General features: G+C 70.9%; 15 protein-coding genes. 4 read left to right on the forward strand and 11 right to left on the reverse strand.

Annotated elements, in window-relative coordinates; translation table 11 throughout:
* Positions 1-6 precede the first annotated feature (6 nt).
* On the reverse strand, positions 7-927 hold the full coding sequence (gene metF, locus BMZ47_RS05870; RefSeq protein WP_007560829.1) for a methylenetetrahydrofolate reductase [NAD(P)H]: 921 nt from the start codon (positions 925-927) through the stop codon (positions 7-9).
* 77 nt (positions 928-1004) lie between these two features.
* Positions 1005-2015: an ArsR/SmtB family transcription factor gene (locus BMZ47_RS05875; protein ID WP_091859634.1), complete on the reverse strand. Its 1011-nt coding sequence runs from the start codon at positions 2013-2015 to the stop codon at positions 1005-1007.
* 124 nt (positions 2016-2139) lie between these two features.
* Here BMZ47_RS05875 and BMZ47_RS05880 point away from each other — a divergent pair, with 124 nt between their 5' ends.
* Positions 2140-2721: a histidine phosphatase family protein gene (locus BMZ47_RS05880; protein WP_091859638.1), complete on the forward strand. Its 582-nt coding sequence runs from the start codon at positions 2140-2142 to the stop codon at positions 2719-2721.
* Between the two features lie 8 nt (positions 2722-2729).
* On the opposite strand, the gene BMZ47_RS05885 is transcribed toward BMZ47_RS05880, so the two are convergent.
* From BMZ47_RS05885 to BMZ47_RS05915, 7 genes are all read right to left on the reverse strand, one after another.
* Positions 2730-3626 carry a bestrophin family protein gene (locus BMZ47_RS05885; RefSeq protein ID WP_091859641.1) on the reverse strand — a complete coding sequence of 299 codons (897 nt, stop codon included), beginning with the start codon at positions 3624-3626 and terminating at the stop codon, positions 2730-2732.
* Positions 3627-4046: 420 nt separating this feature from the next.
* Positions 4047-5759: an enoyl-CoA hydratase-related protein gene (locus tag BMZ47_RS05890; RefSeq protein ID WP_208601015.1), complete on the reverse strand. Its 1713-nt coding sequence runs from the start codon at positions 5757-5759 to the stop codon at positions 4047-4049.
* 419 nt (positions 5760-6178) lie between these two features.
* Positions 6179-7099, reverse strand: coding sequence for an ROK family protein (locus BMZ47_RS05895; RefSeq protein ID WP_091859647.1), 921 nt, complete (start codon positions 7097-7099; stop codon positions 6179-6181).
* Entirely contained in the window at positions 7099-8481 is a 1383-nt protein-coding gene (locus BMZ47_RS05900) for a dicarboxylate/amino acid:cation symporter (protein WP_091859789.1), read from the reverse strand. The genes BMZ47_RS05895 and BMZ47_RS05900 overlap by 1 nt, the downstream gene beginning before the upstream one ends.
* Before the next feature lie 387 nt (positions 8482-8868).
* Positions 8869-9885 carry a CYTH domain-containing protein gene (locus BMZ47_RS05905; protein WP_091859650.1) on the reverse strand — a complete coding sequence of 339 codons (1017 nt, stop codon included), beginning with the start codon at positions 9883-9885 and terminating at the stop codon, positions 8869-8871.
* 320 nt (positions 9886-10205) lie between these two features.
* Entirely contained in the window at positions 10206-10616 is a 411-nt protein-coding gene (gene msrB, locus BMZ47_RS05910; protein ID WP_007562841.1) for a peptide-methionine (R)-S-oxide reductase MsrB, read from the reverse strand.
* 117 nt (positions 10617-10733) lie between these two features.
* Entirely contained in the window at positions 10734-11927 is a 1194-nt protein-coding gene (locus tag BMZ47_RS05915) for a YihY/virulence factor BrkB family protein (RefSeq protein WP_091859652.1), read from the reverse strand.
* A 121-nt stretch (positions 11928-12048) separates the two neighbouring features.
* On the opposite strand from BMZ47_RS05915, the gene BMZ47_RS05920 reads away from it, so the two are divergent.
* From BMZ47_RS05920 to BMZ47_RS05930, 3 genes are all read left to right on the forward strand, one after another.
* Positions 12049-13122, forward strand: a complete 1074-nt coding sequence (locus BMZ47_RS05920) for an apurinic/apyrimidinic endonuclease family protein (RefSeq protein WP_091859654.1) — start codon at positions 12049-12051, stop codon at positions 13120-13122.
* Between the two features lie 109 nt (positions 13123-13231).
* The gene (locus BMZ47_RS05925) at positions 13232-13783 is read left to right on the forward strand and encodes an RBBP9/YdeN family alpha/beta hydrolase (RefSeq protein ID WP_091859657.1); all 552 of its coding nucleotides are present in this window, start codon (positions 13232-13234) and stop codon (positions 13781-13783) included.
* A 94-nt stretch (positions 13784-13877) separates the two neighbouring features.
* Positions 13878-14105, forward strand: coding sequence for a hypothetical protein (locus tag BMZ47_RS05930; RefSeq protein ID WP_007562848.1), 228 nt, complete (start codon positions 13878-13880; stop codon positions 14103-14105).
* A 10-nt stretch (positions 14106-14115) separates the two neighbouring features.
* On the opposite strand, the gene BMZ47_RS05935 is transcribed toward BMZ47_RS05930, so the two are convergent.
* Positions 14116-15144 carry a YcjF family protein gene (locus tag BMZ47_RS05935; protein ID WP_091859660.1) on the reverse strand — a complete coding sequence of 343 codons (1029 nt, stop codon included), beginning with the start codon at positions 15142-15144 and terminating at the stop codon, positions 14116-14118.
* A gap of 367 nt (positions 15145-15511) precedes the next feature.
* Positions 15512-16957, reverse strand: a complete 1446-nt coding sequence (locus BMZ47_RS05940; RefSeq protein ID WP_007562851.1) for a YcjX family GTP-binding protein — start codon at positions 16955-16957, stop codon at positions 15512-15514.
* Positions 16958-17008: the final 51 nt, after the last annotated feature.

Below are 17008 nucleotides of genomic sequence, written 5' to 3' on the forward strand. Positions count from 1 at the left end.
CTGAATCTAGGCCGCCGCCTTTTCCGCTGCCAGCTTCGGCGCCTGCGCGCGCAGGCCCAGCAGGTGGCAGATCGCGTAGACGAGGTCGGAGCGGTTCATCGAGTAGAAGTGGAAGTCCTGCACGCCTTCGTCCACCAGGTCGAGCACCTGCTCGGCCGCCACGGCGGCGGCGACGAGCCGGCGGGTCTCCACGTCGTTGTCCAGACCCTCGAACCGGGCCGCCAGCCAGTAGGGCACGGAGGCGCCGGTGCGGCGGGCGAAGTTCGCCGCCTGCTTGAAGTTCTGCACGGTGAGGATGCCCGGGATGATCGGGATCGTGATCCCGGCGGCCCGCACCTTCTCGAGGTAGCGCAGGTAGACCTCGTTCTCGAAGAAGAACTGGGTGATCGCCTGGTCGGCGCCGGCATCGACCTTGGCCTTCAGCGCATCGATGTCCGCCTCCAGGGTGGCGGCCTCCGGGTGCTTCTCGGGATAGGCCGAGACCGAGACCTTGAAGTCGCCGATGCGCTTGATCCCCTCGACGAGCTCCGCGGTCGTGGCGTAGCCCTCGGGATGCGGCTTGTAGGCGTGGCCGACGCCGTCGGCCGGGTCGCCGCGCAGGGCCACGATGTGGCGCACGCCGACATCCCAGTAGGCCTGCACCACCGCGTCGATCTCCTCACGGCTGGCATCCACGCAAGTGAGGTGCGCGGCCGGCTTGAGGGTGGTCTCGCGGATCATCCGGGCGACGGTGTTGTGGGTGCGCTCCCGGGTCGAGCCGCCGGCCCCGTAGGTCACGGAGACGAATTTCGGCTGGAGCGGGGCCAGCCGCTCGATCGAGGACCACAGGATCTTCTCCATCTCGTCGGTCTTCGGCGGGAAGAACTCGATCGAGACGCGGATCGGGTGGTAGCCGTCGCGGCTGGCGCGGTGGGTGGAACGGCGCATCGGGTCTCGTCCTCTATGTCGATCGGTTCAGACGATATGGGTGAACAGGGTTGCGTGGAGGTCGTCCGGCCCGGAGGTCAGGCGACCGCGCGCTGAAGCGGTTCCGCCTCGCGGCCGACGCCCATGTCCTGGGCGAGCCAGAGCGTGACGGTGAGCTGCCCGGCCTCCCGGGGCACCAGATCGCGGGTCGCGACCGTGGCGAGCCCGGCTTCGGCCAGCCAGTGGGAAACCTGGTCCGCGGAGAAGCCGAGGCGGCGGTGGGCCTGGCTGCTGCGCAGGAATTCGAGATCGTGCGGCGCGAAATCAACCACCAGGAGCCGGCCCCCGGGTGCGACGAGGCGCGCGGCACCCCGCAAGGCGCGCGCCGGATCGTCCAGATAGTGGAGCACCTGATGCACCACCACTAGGTCGAAGCTCGCCCGGGCGAAGGGCGGCGCGTGGATGTCGCCCTGGCGCAGGTCGACCCGCGACAGGCCCTGACGCTCCAGGTTGGCTCGGGCGACCGACAGCATGGCGTGGCTCGAATCGAGCCCGGTCGCGCGGCCGGCCCGCGGCGCGAGCAGGCCGAGCATCCTGCCCGTGCCGGTGCCCAGATCGATCAGGCTGCCGAGCGGGCGCTCGCCGAGCGCGTCGAGCACCGCCGCCTCGACGGTGGCCTCGGGGACGTGCAGAGAGCGCAGCTCGTCCCATTTCGGCGCCAGCCGGGCGAAGAAGGTCTGGGCCGCCTCGGCCCTCTGGGTACGCACCGCATCGAGCCGGGCGCGATCCTCCGAGAGCGGCGGCGTGGTCCGGTCGAGCCCGGACAGGAGCGGGTCGGCTAGGCCGGCCCGCGCCTCGGACAGCCGGAAGAACGCCCAGGCGCCCTCGCGATGGCGCTCGACGAGGCCCGCCTCGACCAGCAGCTTGAGGTGGCGCGAGATGCGCGGCTGCGACTGGCCGAGAATGTCGGTGAGGTCGGAGACCGACAGCTCACCTTCCGTCAGCAGCGCCAGGATGCGCAGGCGCGTCTCCTCGGCCGCCGCGCGCAGAACGCCCAGGGCTTCCGGAAAGGGGATCGATCCCGCCGCGCGACTCTCAGCGTTAGACATAAAGATATGTTTATGTCCGTTTATCCAGCCGCGCAAGGGCGATGTTGGGGCTGCGGTGCGGCGATTGGGCCGCGTGGTGCCGGATCGGCCCGGATGCGTTGAACATGGGCAGCCGGAGGCGTGCATGTCCGAGACCCAGCTCCCGCAGATCACCCTGGTCCGCCACGGCGAGACCGCCTGGAGCCGGTCCGGCCAGCATACCGGGCGCAGCGACATCCCGTTGACGCCGGCCGGCGAGGACGCGGCCCGCACCCTGGCGCCACGCTTGGCGGAACGGACCTATGCGGCGGTCTGGTCGAGCCCGTCGAGTCGGGCGGTCACCACCTGTGCCCTTGCCGGTTTCGGAGCGGGTCGCGTGATCGAGCCGGACCTGGCCGAATGGGATTACGGCGCCTACGAAGGACGGACCACCAAGGACATTCTCACCGAGCGCCCAGGCTGGCGCCTGTTCCGGGACGGCTGCCCCGGCGGCGAGGATGCTGCCGATGTCGGCGCCCGGGCGGACCGGGTCATCGCCCGGCTCCGCGCCCTGGACGCGGACCTGATCCTGTTCTCCAGCGCGCATGTCCTGCGCGTGCTCGCCGCCCGCTGGATCGGCCTGCCACCGGAGGGCGGCGCGCTGCTGGTGCTCGGCACCGCGAGCGTCAGCGTGCTGGGCTACGAGCATGACCGGAGCGAGCCGGTCCTGCGCGGCTGGAACGGCTGACCCCTGCCCTACCGCAGCCAGTACCCGTCCGGCGCCAGCGGTGCCGGCATCGGCTCGCCGAGGGCGTGTTGGACGATGCGGTCGACGGCACGGACCATCGCGTCGAGGGGCAGGTCGTTCGGCTCGGTGCCGAACGGCTCCTCCAGCTCGTCACCCAGGGCATCGAGGCCGAAGAAGGTGTAGCCGACCAGTGCCACGACCACGGGCGTCGCCCAGCCGAGCGAGCCGGTGAGCCCCACCGGCAGGAGCAGGCAGTAGAGCCAGGCGGTGCGGTAGACGAGCAGCGTGTAGGCGAAGGGCAGCGGCGTGTTGGCGATCCGCTCGCAGGCGGTGTGAACGCCGGACAGCGCCTCGATCCGCGCCTCGATAAGGCCGAACTGGATATCGGTGAGGCGCCCGCTGCGCATCAGCCCGGCGAGATCGCGGGTCAGGGCGGCCAGGACCGAATCGGTGGGATTGGGACCACAGAGATCCGCCCCGGGGGCCTTCCCGTCCACCGCCAGGGCCTCGTCGAGGCCGCGCAGGCGCGCGTGCAGGCCGTGCGCGAAGGCCGACAGCCTGCGCAGCTGCGGCGCCGCCTCGGCGGGCGGCAGCAGGGCCGGCAGGAGGCGGGCCAGGTTGCGCACCTCGCCGATCAGGCTGCCCCAAACCTTCCGGGCCTCCCACCAGCGCTCGTAGCAGGCATTGTTGCGGAAGCTCAGGAAGATCGACAGGGCGAGGCCGACCAGCGTGAACGGCGCGACCCCCGCGGTCACCGGGAAGACGGCCGGCCAGCGCGCCTCCGCCCAGACCACCAGGCAGGCGACCGCGACGATGCCGACGAGCTTCCAGGCCACGCGCGGCAGGATCGAGCCCTGCATGGTGAACAGCAGGGTGAACAGGTTGGGCCGGGTGCGGACGATCATCGGGCCATCGGATCTGGGACGGGCCCTCCCTGCCCTGCCCCTCGCGCCTCGACAAGGGTGGACCCGGACACGTGACCGTGCGGGTGCCGCGTCATGTGCCGGAGCCTGTGCGACGGCAGCCCGTTCGCCAGCGACGACAGCTTATCGGTGTCGGATTGTAGTTCTTGTGACCGCGTATCGAGTTCGCGATGCGATAGCGGCCGGAGAAGCCACGGCGTGACTCCGATGAACCGCAGGCGCGGTCGAATCCGGAGGGGGCAACGCAGAGCCGCCGAGAGTGCAGGACCCTGATCCCGCTGCGGTTGCGGATTCCGGGCTCCGCTGCTCCGGAATCACGGGGCGCAGGCGGTTGTCCTGTAAGAGGCGAGAAGAACCCCGCCCCCATCCGTCTTCCAATGCGCTCTGCCGGGCGGCAGCCTCCTAAGCCGCAGCGTTCCGGATGACCTCCGGCGTGGCGCTCGTCTCGAGCCGCTTCAGCTCCGTCAGCATGCGGACCGAGAGCGGCGACCAGCAGGCCGGACGCTTGTGCACGAAGGCGCTGCGGGCGCGGTGATAGGGCGCGTCCGGCTGGTGGAAGTTCCGGTACATCTGCGTCAGCTCGTGCCGGCGATAGGCATCGAGCGGCCGGCGGTCCTCGTCCTCCTGGCGCTGCAGGCGCTTGCGGTCGGTGAGCGCGGCATGCCGCTCCGCCTGCGCGGCGGCGAAGGCCTGGACGGCCCGGGCGAACTGATCGGCATCGCCCGAGATGGCCTCGTCGGCCAGCCCGATCTCGGCGGCCCGCCGGCCGCTGATCGGCAGGCACGCCTCGGTCAACTGGACGGCGCGCTCCCAGCCGACCCGGCGGGGCAGCAGGTAGGTCCAGTATTCCGAGCCGTAGAGCCAGCCCATGTTGCGGTAATGCGGGTTGAGCACCACGCTCTGCCGGACCAGCACGAAGTCGGCGGCCAGCGGCAGGATCGCGCCGCCGGCGCCGGCATTGCGCGCGAGCGCGGCGACGACGACCGTGCCGGTCGCGGTGATGATCTCGCGCACCAGATCGTCCATGGCGACGATGTTGGCCCAGGATTCCGCCGCCGGGTCGGCGCTGGCCTCGATCTCGTTGAGATGGATGCCGTTCGAGAACAGGTCGTCACCGCCCTCCAGCACGATGACCTTGGCGGAGCTCTCCGCGGCCTGGCGGAACGCCGCCTGGAGCCGACGGCACTGCACCGTGCTCATCGCGCCGTTGTGGAAGTCGAAGTGGAGGTGGACGATGTCGCCCCTGCGCTCCAGCCTCACCTCCTCGACCGGATTGGGATGCGCGAGGCCCGCCGGGACGGCGACGGGCAGGTCGGCCGGGATCCGGTCGCCCAGCGTGTCCAGGGCGCTGCGCTTGATACCGCCGCCGCCCTCCAGCTTCGGCTTCAGGCGGCCGATCCAGACCGCGCCGTCGACCGTCGCGCGGCAGATCGCGCCGCTCTCCGACCGGGCGATCACCGCGCCCGGGGCGCCGCGCAGTTCGGGCTCCGCGCAGGCGGCATGGAGATAGACCGGCAGGCCGTAGACCTCGTCGAGCACGCCGGGCACGCCGTCGGCCGCGTGGATCCGGGCGAGGATGTCGGCCGTCTCGCACCGGCTCCAGTCGATCCGGCGATCCGCCTGCTTCATCGACGGCCGCAGGCGCCCGAGGGCGGTCGGGGCCGCGTAGTCGAGCGGCCGGGGCCGGAAGCCCGGCGTCTGAAAATTGGCGAGGGCCTCCCACAGGCAGGAGATTGCGGCGTCGATCGCCTCACGCCGATAGACGCTGCTCTTGGGCGCCTGGCGCAGCGGGAAGTTGCGCGTCGCCCAGATCGGGCCGGCATCCATCTCGGCTTCCGCCTGCAGCAGGGTCACGCCCCACTGGGCCCATTTCTCCTGGATCGCCCAATCGAGGGCGGAGGCGCCGCGATCGCCCTCGATGCCCGGATGCACGATCAGCGTCAGATGCTCGCGCCAGATCCGCTCGGGGATCGCGCGGGTCAGGAACGGGGCGATCGTCAGGTCCGGGCGGAACGCGGCGAACGCATCTTCGAGGCGCTGCTCGTCGCCGCCGTAGATCTCGACCGCGACCTCGTATCCGGCATCGGACAATTCGACGAAAAATCGCTGCGTCATGCTGTTGAACGCAGACGAAACCAGGAGGACGCGCATTACGGGTATCCAAGACGTCGAAGGCTGATTCGAGTCCCGTCTCGGATTTCTTCCCTGTATACGTCCAATTTTAAGACGAATATCTTATCTGTTTTCTGTTATTTATAGTCTCAATCCGCAGATAAGTGACCAAATATTACTATCTGTTCCAAGTAAAATTGAGTCGTTTATCTTCGGCGCGGCAATCTTATGCTTGGGATGGATTGGAGGCAAGCCGCAAATCCGGCGCTGCTGCCAGTGGACCCGCATCCCTGCGCATCCGGCATGGGACCGGAGTGCCGACGCCTGCTTACGGTCGTTGGGGCTTGTGCCCGCGCGGCGCGAAACTCTTCGGCTCGTGCGCGATCGGGGCCGCGTCGTCGGTCGATGCGCCGATCGGACGCTCAGTCCGCGTCCCAGAGCCAGGCTGCCCCGCGCACGCCCGAGGCATCGCCGTGCAGGCTCGCGCTAACCGGCGTGTCGAAGGCGTCGGAGAAGACATGGGGGGCGATCGCTGCGGGCAGGCCGGCGATCAGCTCGGGGATCCGCGACAGGCCGCCGCCGATCACGATCACGTCCGGATCGAGCAGGTTGACGACCTGGGCGGCTGCGCGGCCGAGGCGGTCGAGATGGGTCGCGAGCGTATCGCGCGCCTGCGCGTCGCCGTCACGCGCGGCCGCCACGATGGCCTCGGCGGTGAGGGCGCCGCCGTGCCGCCTGGCGTGGTCGGCCGCCAGGCCCGGGCCGGACAGCCAGGTCTCGACGCAGCCCCGGCGGCCGCAATAGCATGCGGGCCCGGGCTGCTCGTCGGCCCGGGGCGCGGCCAGGGGGCCGTGGCCCCATTCCCCCGCGATCGCATTGCGGCCGGTCAGCACGCGGCCGTCGATGGCGATGCCGGATCCGACGCCGGTGCCCAGGATCACCGCCCAGACGACGCGCGCGCCGGCGCCGGCGCCGTCGACCGCTTCCGAGACCGCCAGGCAATTGGCGTCGTTCTCGATCCGCACCGGCCGGTCGAGCCGCTGCGCGAGGTCGATCCCGAAGGGGTGGCCGTTGAGCCAGTGAGAATTGGCGTTGCGCACGAGGCCCGTGGCGGGCGACAGGCTGCCCGGCATGCCGATGCCGACGCTGCACGGCGCGCCGGCCTCGGATTCCAGGCGGGCCACCAGGGTGGCCAGGGCCTCGATGGTGTCGCGATAGGCGCCGCGCGGCGCCGGGATCCGGGCCTCGGCCAGGGTCGCGCCCCGTGAATCCAGCACGATCCCGGCGATCTTGGTGCCGCCGAGATCGATGCCCAGGCGTGCCCGCCCGGTGGGCGCAGGCATCACTCCGCCGCGGCGACCTTGGTGACCTTGCCGTCGGTCCCCATCGGCTGCGGCGCGTGGTCGGCGATGTCGGTGCCGATAGAGACCGGATGGGCCATGACCTCGTTGAGCTTGACCATGTCGAGCTCGCCCTCCCAGCGGCTGACCACCACGCAGGCGACGCCGTTGCCGACGAGGTTGGTGAGCGCGCGGCACTCGGACATGAACTTGTCGATGCCGAGCACCAGGGTCATGGCCGCGACCGGGACCGGGCTGTTCGGGATCGCCGAGAGCGTGGCCGCCAGGGTGATGAAGCCGGCGCCGGTGACGCCCGAGGCGCCCTTCGAGGTCAGCATCGCCACCAGGATGATCGTCGCGTATTGCGCGAAGGTCAGGTCCGCCCCCACGGCCTGGGCCAGGAACAGCGTGGCCAGGGTCATGTAGATGTTGGTACCGTCGAGGTTGAACGAGTAGCCGGTCGGGACCACGAGGCCGACCACCGAATCCGAGGCGCCGAGCCGGCGCATCTTGGTCATCAGCTGCGGCAGCACCGTCTCGGAGGACGACGTGCCGACCACGATCAGCAGCTCGTCCTTGATGTAGGCGAGGAAGCGCAGGATCGAGAAGCCCGCGACCTTGGCGATGCTCCCGAGCACCACCAGCACGAACAGGATCGCGGTGACGTAGAAGGTGCCGACCAGCCAGGCGAGGTCGTAGACCTTCTGGATGCCGTACTCGCCGATCGTGAACGCCATCGCCCCGAAAGCGCCGACGGGGGCGAGCTTCACCACGATGCCGATGATCTTGAAGAAGATCTGCCCGGCGGTGTCGATCGCGCTGTTCACCGCGGCGGCGCGCTCGCCCAGGCTCGTCACGACGACGCCGGTGAGGATCGAGATCAGCAGCACCTGCAGCAGGTCGCCGGTGGCGAAGGGATCGAAGAAGCTCTTCGGGATGATCGCCAGGATGTGGGCGACGGTGGAATCGGCCGCCGCCTTGTTGGCGTAGGTCGCGACCTTGCTGGCGTCGAGCTTCGACGGGTCGGCGTTGAAGCCGGCGCCGGGCTTGATCACCTCGCCGACCAGCACGCCGATCAGCAGCGCCAGCGTGGAGACCACCTCGAAATAGACCAGCGCCTTCACGCCGACGCGCCCGACCTTCTTGAGGTCGCCGACCGACGCGATGCCGTGCACGATGGTGCAGAAGATGATCGGCGCGATCATCATCTTGATCAGGCCGATGAAGGCATCGCCGAGCCACTTCATCGCCTTGCCGGTGGCCGGGTCGTACCAGCCGAGCAGCACACCGAGCACGATGGCGATCAGGACCTGGATATAGAGGACCTTGTACCAGGGCTCGCGGGGGGCGCCGGGCGCGGTCGTCGCGTGGGTTGCTTGTGCCATATCCATCCCGTGCACGGTTGCCGTGCATCCTCCCAATGTGCCGGCACGCTAGCGATAATCGCCTTCCGCCTCAACGGCGGCCCGGTCATCACCGGCGAACCAAGTGTGACAAAAGCCTGTCGATCCCCGGCTGAAAGTCTTCTCGCCGTGGTTATTTGTCGGCGTTGCGTTCGGTGCGCCTTGGGCAGCTAAAAGCCGGAATTTGGGTCCGCTCTCATCGGACATGGGCCATCAGGGCCCCACCCACCTATGGCCCCCTGAATGACACGGCGGTTTGTATCGCCGCTGTCGAACCGCATCCCAGAACGGATGACGCGAATGGGGAGCGCGCAGCAAAAAGGCCGCGGTGGCGCCCTGCCCCCGCGGCCTTCCCGGACATTCGGCGGATCAGGTCTGCTGCTGCGTCCGGCGGGGACGGACGGTCCAGCGCTCGAACACGCCCGCGGCCTCGTCCGACTTCGCGTCCTTGGCCTCGGTGGTGGCGTGTTCCGGCTGCTGGTGGATCGCGGCGCCGAGCGCCTGGGACAGGCTCTCGATCACGTCGTCGATGCGGGCATCGCTGTGGATGGTCTCTTGCGGCGCGGCCTGGGTCGGGGCGGCGCTGGGCTCCTGGGCGACCGGCGCAGCGTGATGCACGGGCTCCGGGGCGGGGGCCGGCTCGGGCTCCGGATGATGCTCGGTCTCCGGATGAGCCTCGGCGACGGGGGCCGCCGGGGGCGGCTCGACGGCTTCGGGGGCCGGAGCCGGGGCCGGCGGGGCGGGCGGTGCCGCGACGGGGGCTGCCGCGGCGGCCGGGGTCACGATCCGGCGCATGGCGTTCATCGCGCCGTCTTCCGACGGCTCGCTGGCGCGCGCGGTGCTGCCGTACCGGCCGAAGCCGAAGCGCGGCTCGATCAGGTCGAGGACCGCGTCGAGGGCCGCGTTGCTCAGGGGCACCTCTTCGGCCGCCGGCACGCCCTGGATGGCGAGCGCCTGGCGCTCGAAGGCCGGCTCGCTGCTGACCTCGCGGCCGAACCAGGTCGGCGCCTGGAAGGCGGAGGCATCGCCGTCGTTGTCGAAGGCGACGCTGATCAGGTCGAGATTGCCCGGCGTGACGTAGCGGTCGACCGTGACCTCGCGCCCGCCGATGGTCAGGACCGTGCGGTCGTAGGCCGCCTTGCCGGGGCAGACGTCGAGCAGCGCGTCGCCGTGGGCGCGCGGCACGTCGGTCCGCTCCTCGACCGGGATGCCGTCCGGCCCCTTGTTCACCAGCACCAGCTGGCAGTTCTGTCCGTCGACGCGCACGTAGGAGCTGCGGCCCCCCTGCGCGGCGAAGTGGCCCTCGGTGATCCGGGCGCCGCCGCGCTCCTTGCGGATCAGGCGGACCAGGGATGGCGCGACCAGGAATCGGCGAATGGTGCTCATGAACTCAAAACCCCTCCCGCTTCGTCGGCGGTGCGCCGATCCGGCGGACTGCCCTCAGGGCCGCCGGCCCGGATGGATCTGGTAAGTCGAACCAGCACTGACGGCGTATAAGCTTAGCCGCAACGCCGTATTGGCTCGGACAGGACCGCATCCACCGCCAATACCGGACGGCGACAACATGAGACGGTTAACCGCTAAGCAAAAACACGACGAAATCAAGACCGGAACCCGGTTGTGATTCGCCCGGATCCCCGCCTGTCCCCGATATCCCGTCTTTCAGCGCCGTTTTCCCAATCCAGATTAAACCGGCGCCGGGCGGCTCAGGCCGCCGGCTCGAAGTTCATCGCGGCGCCGTTCATGCAGTAGCGCAGGCCCGTGGGGGCGGGGCCGTCGTCGAAGACGTGGCCGAGATGGCCCTTGCAGCGGGCGCAATGGACCTCGGTCCGGACCATCCAGTGGCTGCGGTCCACCGTGGTCTCGACGGCGCCTTCCAGCGGCTCGAAGAAGCTCGGCCAGCCGGTGCCGGACTCGAACTTGGTTCCCTGCTCGAACAGCGGCTGGCCGCAGCCGACGCAGGTGAAGGTGCCCGGGCGCTTCTCGGCGAGCAGGCAGCTCGTGCCGGCGCGCTCGGTGCCGTGCTCGCGCAGCACCCGGTACTGCTCGGGCGTGAGCGTCGCGCGCCACTCGGCGTCGCTGCGGGTATCCGGGTTGGTGGTCGCGCTATCGGCCATGAACATCTCCCTTTTCGACGGGAGATATAGGCATCGCGCGCGAGGCCCGGCAGTCCCGCACCCCTGAAAACGGCTGCACCGGCGGCATCCTGTCGCCGGGCGCCGGCAGACGTGCCGCTACGCCGCCGCCCCGACCGTGTCGGCCATCCGGGCCCGGCGGTGGCCCATCGGCAGCGGCGCGCCCGTGGTGGTGTCGCGCCCGGTCTGGTGCTCCAGCTCGGCATTGATCTCGCCGCCGAGCAGCACGATGGTCGACGAGATCCAGATCCAGGTCATGAAGCCGATCACGGCGCCGAGCGAGCCGTAGGTCTCGTTGTAGGTGCCGAAGCTCGCCACGTACCAGGAGAACAGCAGCGACGCGATCAGCCAGAGCAGCCCCGCCACGATGCTGCCGACGCCAACCCAGCGCCAGCGGGCATGCTCGCGGCTCGGCCCGAACCGGTAGAGCACCGAGAGCCCGGCGAGCAGCACCAGCAGCACCGCCGGCCAGCGCAGGGCCGCGAGCAGCCACGCGCCCGAGCCGAGGCCGAGGAAGTTCAGCACCACCGGCACCACCACGATCGCGTTGAGCGCGATGATGATGAACAGCAGCGCGCCCACCGTGAAGGTGAGCGAGCGGATGTTGAGCCAGAAGAAGTTGCGCTTCTCCTCCTCCTCGTAGACCACGTTCAGGGCGTCGAACATCGCCTTCATGGCGGCGTTGGCGCTCCACAGCGACAGCAGCAGGCTGGTGAAGAAGGTAAGGCTCAAGGAGCTGCTGCCCTTGGCGGCGATGCGCTTGATCTGGTCGCCGATCAGCTCGACCGCGCCCGAGGGCAGCACCGCGTGCAGCTGCGCCAGGTGCTCGTTGATCGCGTTGACGTCCGCGAACAGGCCGTAGCAGGTGACGAGCGCCGCGATGGCCGGGAACAGCGACAGCAGGGTGTAGAAGGTCACCCCGGCGGCCACCGCCAGCACCCGGTCCTTGTTGAATTCCAGGTAGACCCGGACCGCGATGTCCTTCCAGCCGGCCGGGGTCATCTCGGCGGGGCTGTTGGCCGCGCGCCCGCGCTCGGGCTGCGTCGCCGCGGTGAGCTGCGCGGCGCGGCCGGTGATCGAGCGCGCGCCGCCGTTGGCCGCCTTGTCGCGGGCCGTTTGGTCCGCATCCGACGGGGGGCGGTCGGCCGGGGCCTCGGGCCGTTCGGGCAGGTCCGGCATGCGCCGCCGGGCGGGCGCGGCGGCGAGCGCCACCAGAGCCGAGCCCAGCATCAGGATCCAGAGGAGCGAGCCGGTTTCCGGCGCGGAACTCGGGCGGGGGGGCGACGCGGGCATGGAGGTACGAGACGGCCGTCCGCGCGGAACTGCCGCGCTCGAAGGCTCAAACGTCGGCGAAGCGCGGCCGTTCCGCGCGCGATGTCGGGCACGCGTGGCGTCCTCGCGCGTTGTGCACCCTATGCGCGATCAGCCCCGCCTCGGTTTCTGCTGCAAGTTCGTTCTGGACGAGCCGCTCGACACGCACGCCACCCTCAAGGCGGAGCGCGAGGCGACGCTCCACATGAACCTGACCAGCGTGACCATGGCGCATCTCGCCAAGCTGGACCCCGTCGCCCGGCATGCGAAGCTCGCCGGTCTCGTCGCGCACAACCTCGATGCGCTGGCCCGCCAGATCGCCTGGGTGGGGGCCCGGCCGCCGATCGAGCGCCTGCTGCGCATGGCGAGCAACGTCCTGCCCGGCTACACCCACGCCATCGCGCGCCCGATCTACGCCGAGCCCGAGATGGAGGCCCTGGTCGCGCGCGGGCTGGCCGAGGCCGGGGCGCTGGCGCGCCGGCTCGGCGTGCGGCTGAGCTTCCATCCGGGGCCGTTCTGCCTGCTGGCGAGCCGCAACCCGGCGGCCATCGCCAACGGCCTGTCCGAGCTCGACTACCACGCCGAGATCTTCGACCGCATGGGCTATGGCGGCGGCTGGCACCCGCACGGCGGCCACATCAACATCCATGTCGGCGCCGGCGATCCGGGCGTGGCGGGGTTCCGCGAGACCCTGCCCCGGGCGAGCCAGGTGGCCCGTGACCTCATCACCGTCGAGAACGACGAGAACGTCTTCGGCGTCGAGGCGGTGCTCCAGCTCGCCGACATCGTGCCGGTGGTGCTCGACCTGCACCATCACTGGGTCCAGAGCGGCGGCGAATATCTCGAGCCCGACGATCCCCGCGTCGCCCGGGTGCGGGAGTCCTGGCGCGGGGTGCGGCCGGTGGCGCATATCAGCGTCTCGCGCGAGGCGGTCTCGGCCGATTGCGACCCGGATGCCCTGCCCGATTTCCCGGCCCTGCGCGCCGCCGGCCACGCGGTCCGGGACCTCGCCGCCCATTCCGACATGATGTGGAACCGGGCGGTGAACAATCTCGTGGCCCGCCACATGGTCTGGGCCGATTTCGAGATCGAGGCCAAGGCCAAGAACTACGCCTCGACCCAGATCGCCCGCCACATCACCGACGCGGCCCGGGCCGCCCCGATCGCCGCCGAGTAAGCGACGGTCCCGACACCCGTCCCGGAGGGCGGCGCTAGCGCCTTGTTCCCGCATGATGATTTCGGGAAACCGGATTCCACTTTTCCGCGTCATGCGCTAGGCAGCCGGCATGAAGACCGCCGATTGCGACATCCTCATCGTCCCGGGGCTCGGAGGCTCGGAGGAGGACCACTGGCAGGCCCGCTGGGCCGGCCGCCTCGCCACCGCGCAGGTGGTGACCCAGGACGATTGGCACGCGCCGACCCCCGAGGCCTGGTGCGGGCGGATCGCCGAGGCGGTGGCGGCCGCGACCCGGCCGGTGATCCTGATCGCGCACAGCCTCGGTGTCGTCGCCAGCGTCGAGGCGGCGCCCCGCTTCGACGCCGGCGTGGTGCGCGGCGCCCTGTTCGTGGCCTTCCCGGATGTCGAGGAGGCGCCCGGCCTGCCCGACACTGTGCGCGCCTTCGCGCCGGTGCCGCGGGAGCCCCTGCCCTTCCCGTCCCTCCTGGTCGCCAGCCGGACCGACCCGTATTGCCGCTACGACCGGGCCGACGATTTCGCCCATGCCTGGGGCGCCCTGACGGTGGATGCCGGCGAATCGGGCCACATCAACGTCGCCAGCGGGCATGGACCGTGGCCCGAGGGCCTGATGCGCCTCGCGGGATTCCTGAAGGGGCTGTAGGACAGCGCGCTCGCGTTAACGCGTCGTTTACCCTCGCGGCTTCCAGTATGGGCTTGGGCGGTCCTTCGCCCCGAAGGCGCCCGTGGAGAGCACCGTGACGCGTAAAGAGCTTCTGGAACGACTCGACCTGGTGCAGGCCGCCCTCGGGCCCCGGGCCCACATCAACTTCAACAGCTCCCTGTTCAACGACGCCGCGCTCCTGAAGCGCATCGAGGCGTTCGAGGCCAAGGTCGGCGAGCCCGAGAAGCCGAAGGTCGCCGACTACACCGGCAACATGTTCTCCCGCATCGCGAATCGCCGCGCCGCCACCGCCGCCAAATAACCGGGCCGGCCTATTTCGATTCGGGCTCTGCCGCGCGCAGCAGCTCGCCCGCCACATCGGCGAGGCGCGGCGGCGCCTCGCGCACGAACGGCAGCGGCCGGCAGACATTGAGGGCGGCCAGCCCGAATCGGGCGGTCATCAGCCCGTTGAGCACACCCTCCCCCAGCTTCGCCGAGACCCGGGCGGCGATCCCGAGCCCCAGCACCTGCTGCATCACGCTCTCGCCGACCGCCATGCCGCCGGTGACGGTGAGATGCGCCACCGCGGCGCGCGCCAGCCGCAGGAAGCCCAGGAAGCCCGGCCGGCCCCCGTAGATGGCCGCGATCCGGCGCAGCAGGCGGACGGCGGCGAAGACCACGAACGCGACATCGACGATCGCCCGCGGCGACAGTGCCGTCACCGCCGAGACCTGCTTGGCGGTGGACGCGATGGCGTTGCGCGCCTGCCGGTCGAGACCCGCCAGCAGCTCGTGCTCGGCCAGCCCGATCCGGTCGTCCACGTCGAGGATCGCGTCGGCGGCCGCATCGATCCGGGCGCGCCCCGGCGCCAGGGATTCCCGGTCGGCGTAGAAGGTCGAGAGCGCCTGCACCACCGCCTGTGCGCCGGTATGGTCGCGGGTGGCGAGCGCATCGATCGCGGATTGCCGCAGCCGCTCGATCTTCCGCTCGCGCCGCAGCCCGGCGAGCTCCCGCCCGACGATCGCCAGGAGCGCCAGCCCGGCGAGGCCCAGCAGCGCGAGCGCTACCCAGCCGAGCCAGGGCGCGGCCTGGAACAGGTCGGCGATCATCCGCTCGATCGACAGCCCGATCCCCAGCGAGACCAGCCCGCCGGCCGCGGTCAGGAACAGCGCCCCCCAGGGCGAGCGCCGCCGCGGCGCCACCGGCACCGCGACGCCGTCGGCCGCGTCGACGATCTCGAACGGCTCCTCCACGATCCGGGCCTGCTCCGGCCGCGCCGCGAGCGGCGTCGTGGTCACCCCCGCACCCGGAAGCGGCTCGGGATTGATCCGGAAGGCGCGGGGCTTCTGGCCTGACGACATGCTTACGGCCTCCAGAGGGGGTTTTTCGGGTCTGCCCTCACGGCGGTGGGCTGTTGGAGCGTCAGGCGACGAATGGGGCCCGCGGTCGCTCCCATGCGCCTCTTCCTCCCCCCTCTGCGGGGGAGGGTGGCCCGCGAAGCGGGTCGGGAGAGGGGAGCGACGATTCCGGGGACATCGCGACAGGCGTGAGATTCTGAACCGTCGCGCTGCCCCTCTCCCGACCCGGCCTGACGGCCGGCCCACCCTCCCCCGCAGAGGGGGGAGGGATGGCGCACGCCATGGCTGGACCGGGCATCTTGTCGAGCCTCGCATAGACCGGAACGCGGTCCGCGAGCCTCATGGCCGACCAAGACAGCCACCCTCCCCATCACCCGAGCCTGTCGCCGATCAGAAACTGCATCGCCCGGTCGAGGCGGATCTGCGGCAAGTGGCCGGGGCGGCCGAGGCCGTCGGGGCGGATCAGCGGCGGGCGGAAGCGCGGGAAGCGCAGCGAGCCCGGGGCGACGGCACCCTCCAGCACGGCCTCCGCGCGGGCCGGCAGCTCGCCCGGGAAGACCGCGGCCTCGCTGTTGCCGTCGAACACCTCGTCGCCCACCGTCTCGCCGGCCTCGGGCGTTCCGGCGACCGCACGCAGGATCTCGGGCCCGTCATGGACCGTGGTCTCGCGGGTCGCGCGCACGGAGGCGAGCGCCACGGTGCCGACCCGGGCGCCCGCGGCCTCCGTCCGGCGCATGGCCCGGGAGACCAGCAGGCGCAGCAGCGCGTCGAGCCGGTCGTGGCTGGTCTGGTGGAGGTGGTCGGCCTTGGTGGCGGCGAACAGCACCCGGTCGGCCCGCGGCGCGAACAGCTTCGACAGCACCGTGTTGCGGCCGATATTGAGGCTGAGCAGCACCGCGTCGAGGGCCTCCTCCAGCTCGGCCAGGGCGGTGGCCCCGGCATCGACCGCGGCGAGCACGTCCACCAGCACGATCTGCCGGTCGACCCGCTGGAAATGGTCGCGGAAGAACGGCGTGACGATCTTGGCCTTGTAGGCCTCGAAGCGCCGCTCCATCAGCCCGGCGAGGCTGTCCGGGGCGATGCTGCCGGTGAGGTTGTCCAGCGGCGCGAAGGTCAGGGCCGGTGAGCCCGCGAGATCGCCGGGCATCAGGAAGCGCCCCGGGGGCGTCGTGGCGACCGATTCCGGGCCGGCGCGCAGGGCCGCCAGATAGGTCTTGAACGCGTCGCTGGCGCGCTCGGCCGCGACCTCGTCGAGGGGGCCGTTGGGATCGAAGCCCTTGAGCGCCTCGAGCCAGGGCGCCGCTACGGCATTCCGGCCCGGCCGGCGCGTGCCGTTGATCGTGGCGCGCGACCAGGCGGTGTAGCTCGTCTCGATCAGCGCGAGGTCGAGCAGCCATTCGCCGGGATAGTCGACCACGTCGAGCATCAGGGTCGCCGGGCCGCTGCGCCAGCCGGCGGCGCGCTCGTAGGCGATCTCCAGGCGGAACTGGCTGATCCGGTCGGTGGAGCGCGGCCAGCGCCTCGCCTCGGTGAGCGTCGCGAAATGCTCCTCGAAGGGGAAGCGCGGCACGTCGTCGTCGGGTTGCGGCACCAGCCGGGCGCGGCGCAGGCGGCCTTCCTGCGCGGGCGCGAAGGCCGGCAGGGCATGCGCCTCCACGAGGTGGTGGATCAGGGCTGTGGTGAACACGGTCTTGCCCGAGCGCGCGAGCCCGGTGACCCCGAGCCGCAAGGTCGGCTGGATCAGCAGGTCGTGCGAGGCTTCGGCGAAGGCTTTGACGGCCGAGCCGGCGCGTGCGGCAAGGTCGGTCAGGGGCACGGGCGGGCTCGTCGTCTCGGGAAACAGGCCGGGCACAGGTGGCGCGGTTCG

The sequence above is a fragment of the Methylobacterium brachiatum genome, from assembly GCF_900113845.1.
Lineage (GTDB): Bacteria > Pseudomonadota > Alphaproteobacteria > Rhizobiales > Beijerinckiaceae > Methylobacterium > Methylobacterium brachiatum.

What these genes read in the sequence shown, in the direction of transcription:
- metF (WP_007560829.1), bottom strand. Translation starts at nt 927, where the DNA reads ATGCGCCGTTCCACCCACCGCGCCAGCCGCGACGGCTACCACCCGATC.
- BMZ47_RS05920 (WP_091859654.1), top strand. Translation starts at nt 12,049, where the DNA reads ATGCGCGATCAGCCCCGCCTCGGTTTCTGCTGCAAGTTCGTTCTGGAC.
- BMZ47_RS05935 (WP_091859660.1), bottom strand. Translation starts at nt 15,144, where the DNA reads ATGTCGTCAGGCCAGAAGCCCCGCGCCTTCCGGATCAATCCCGAGCCG.
- BMZ47_RS05880 (WP_091859638.1), top strand. Translation starts at nt 2,140, where the DNA reads ATGTCCGAGACCCAGCTCCCGCAGATCACCCTGGTCCGCCACGGCGAG.
- BMZ47_RS05890 (WP_208601015.1), bottom strand. Translation starts at nt 5,759, where the DNA reads ATGACGCAGCGATTTTTCGTCGAATTGTCCGATGCCGGATACGAGGTC.
- BMZ47_RS05885 (WP_091859641.1), bottom strand. Translation starts at nt 3,626, where the DNA reads ATGATCGTCCGCACCCGGCCCAACCTGTTCACCCTGCTGTTCACCATG.
- msrB (WP_007562841.1), bottom strand. Translation starts at nt 10,616, where the DNA reads ATGGCCGATAGCGCGACCACCAACCCGGATACCCGCAGCGACGCCGAG.
- BMZ47_RS05875 (WP_091859634.1), bottom strand. Translation starts at nt 2,015, where the DNA reads ATGTCTAACGCTGAGAGTCGCGCGGCGGGATCGATCCCCTTTCCGGAA.
- BMZ47_RS05925 (WP_091859657.1), top strand. Translation starts at nt 13,232, where the DNA reads ATGAAGACCGCCGATTGCGACATCCTCATCGTCCCGGGGCTCGGAGGC.
- BMZ47_RS05915 (WP_091859652.1), bottom strand. Translation starts at nt 11,927, where the DNA reads ATGCCCGCGTCGCCCCCCCGCCCGAGTTCCGCGCCGGAAACCGGCTCG.
- BMZ47_RS05905 (WP_091859650.1), bottom strand. Translation starts at nt 9,885, where the DNA reads ATGAGCACCATTCGCCGATTCCTGGTCGCGCCATCCCTGGTCCGCCTG.
- BMZ47_RS05900 (WP_091859789.1), bottom strand. Translation starts at nt 8,481, where the DNA reads ATGGCACAAGCAACCCACGCGACGACCGCGCCCGGCGCCCCCCGCGAG.
- BMZ47_RS05895 (WP_091859647.1), bottom strand. Translation starts at nt 7,099, where the DNA reads ATGCCTGCGCCCACCGGGCGGGCACGCCTGGGCATCGATCTCGGCGGC.